Genomic DNA, 2,410 nt, shown 5'->3' on the forward strand with positions numbered 1-2,410 from the left:
GTAAGCGTCAAATAGCCCACACCTATCATTCAGGTCTGGGCTCATGCTATGATTGGGTTACTTCTTACTTGGTACGCGGCAAGCTTCTGGCAAGGCATCTGACCAAGGTAGATATTTTTGGATTTCATTAGGATTTGTCAGATCTACATTAGGAAGTTCTTCAAATAAATATTTTAAATAGGCATAGGGATTAAGGTTGTTTTCTTTCGATGTTTCAACGACACTATAAATAAGAGCACTACTTTTTGCACCCTTAGCTGTGTTGCTAAACAGCCAATTTTTTCTCCCTAAAACAAAGGGCTTGATTGCTCTCTCCGCACGATTATTATCCAACTCTAATCGTCCATCCAAAAGAAAGGCTTCCAGTTTAGGCCACTGCGACTTACAATATTTAATGGCTTTACCTAATGCACTTTTTGGTAACACCTTTGGTGTTTGTACTTTTAACCATTTAGAAAACTCATCTAAAATGGGAAGGCTTAATTCTTTTCTTTTGTGATAACGGTCAATGGCATCCAACTCTTTCAATTGACGTTCAACTTTATAGAGGTGATCACAAAAATTTAAACCTTCTTGCGCAGTAAGTCGTGAGGATTTTGCTGTTTCTGGAAGTGCGGTTAATGCATCTTTAAAATTCCGGCGCGCATGTGCCCAGCACCCTACCAGCTTGACATTTAGAATCCCATTATAACCGGCATAACCATCGACATGTAGGTATCCTTGGAATGTCTCTAAGAACTGCTTTGGATGTTTGCTCGCTCGTGTTTGTTGATAATCATATAATACAACAGGCTTGTGTGCAGCTCCTGTTCGAAACATCCACATGTACGAAGTAGATTGACTTTTACGCCCGGGTTCAGATAAGACTTGAAGGGTCGTTTCATCCGCATGTAAGACTTCTTGGTTGATCATATAGTGATACAGCTGATCAAAAATAATGGATAACCATTTCTCTGCACCATAAATGATCCAATTTGCCATCGTCTGTCTTGATAATGATAATCCCAATCGCTCAAGTGCCTTTTCTTGACGATAAAGCGGCATGCCATCTACATATTTATTAGACATTAAATAGGCCATCGCCGAAGGCGATGCTAAACTGCCAGGAAACACGGGAGATGGTGACTTTGCGATTTGAATAGGTGTATTTATTTCATGGCGCTCACAATGACGGCACCCATAAATATAACGCACATGTTTTTTTACTTTAGCTTGCGCGGGGATAATCTCAATTTCTCTACGCACTTCTGTGCTCATTTCATGCAACTTTCCATCACAACACGAACAGACCTGTTCCTCTTCTGGTAAACGATACTCAATCGTTTCAGTCGGAAGGTCTTCGAGTTTCTGATCGCGCTGTCCTTTCTTTTTACGCTTGTAAGTAATTGTTTCAACCGTAGGCTCTTCTACATCTTTATTTGATGTATCCTCAGCTTCATTAAATAGAGAAAGTTGATCCGTGTTTTGTTCACTTGAAGCACCGAATTGTCTTTTTTGACTTAGTCTAAATTGTTCCTCATACCATTTTAGCTTTGCTTCAAGTTCTTCTTTTTCAAGCTCAAGTTTCTCCGCACGTTCTTTATAAAATTGGGCATCTTTTGCGTTCGTTAGCTTTTCCATAAAATATATTATACGAAAAAGAACCCGCCTTGAATAGAGCGAATTCTTATATTTTATAAAATAGTTCGTGCTTTCACTTCACGGTGCGCGGACTGTTGAATGGTTAACCCATCCAACAGCCAACGAAGTTGGCGAGGGGAAATGTCTTTTGTTTGCTTAGATGATTGATCCGGCCAAAAGAATTTACCGGTCTCAAGTCTTTTATAATAAAGCCAAAAGCCGTTATTGTCCCATTGCAGAATCTTTATTTTATCTCTATTTCGATTGCAGAACACAAAAAGTGCAGGTGAGAATGGATCAAGTTCAAATGCTTCTTTTACTATAATCGCTAGACCATCAATGGACTTTCTAAGGTCCGTGGGACCACAAGCTAAATAGACCCTTTCATAGTATGGGTGAATCATTGATACTTCAATAAATGTATTACATCAGATAAAAGTTGACGATCAACCTGTGGTTTTACTTCCACCGATAACTTGTCTACCTTAATAATGATGGATGAATGCTCGTCGATGTTAGCTGAATGGCTAATTTCTAACCAATCGCTAGAAGAAGGATTATTATCTGTTTGTTGATCAAACTTACGTTTCCAATAATACATTTGATGAATATTAATATTTTCTTTACGGCACCAAGCAGCCATACTAAGGCCGCTTTCGCACCATTGATCCATTCTTGTCTCCCATTCTAACTGTTTATCTGACATAAAAAGCCTCCTTCGAGAATTAATCTATGAAGATTATCTCATCTGGAGACTGAGTTGCATACGTGTGTAGTATTTGACGCTTAC

At 38.9% G+C, this 2,410-nt stretch carries 3 protein-coding genes; all 3 read right to left on the reverse strand.

Annotated elements, in window-relative coordinates; genetic code table 11:
• Positions 1-57: 57 nt before the first annotated feature.
• Genes tnpC through tnpA form a run of 3 tightly spaced genes read right to left on the reverse strand, consistent with a single transcriptional unit; the run spans position 58 to position 2,326 of the window.
• Positions 58-1,620, reverse strand: a complete 1,563-nt coding sequence (tnpC, locus tag ACH6CY_RS15560; protein ID WP_374068224.1) for an IS66 family transposase — start codon at positions 1,618-1,620, stop codon at positions 58-60.
• A 53-nt stretch (positions 1,621-1,673) separates the two neighbouring features.
• The gene (gene tnpB, locus ACH6CY_RS15565) at positions 1,674-2,024 is read right to left on the reverse strand and encodes an IS66 family insertion sequence element accessory protein TnpB (RefSeq protein ID WP_036836509.1); all 351 of its coding nucleotides are present in this window, start codon (positions 2,022-2,024) and stop codon (positions 1,674-1,676) included.
• Complete coding sequence (tnpA, locus tag ACH6CY_RS15570) at positions 2,021-2,326, reverse strand: IS66 family insertion sequence element accessory protein TnpA (RefSeq protein ID WP_374068225.1); 306 nt, start codon at positions 2,324-2,326, stop codon at positions 2,021-2,023. The genes tnpB and tnpA overlap by 4 nt, the downstream gene beginning before the upstream one ends.
• Positions 2,327-2,410: the final 84 nt, after the last annotated feature.

This window comes from Paraliobacillus sp. JSM ZJ581, from assembly GCF_044383835.1.
Classification (GTDB): Bacteria; Bacillota; Bacilli; order Bacillales; family Amphibacillaceae; genus Paraliobacillus.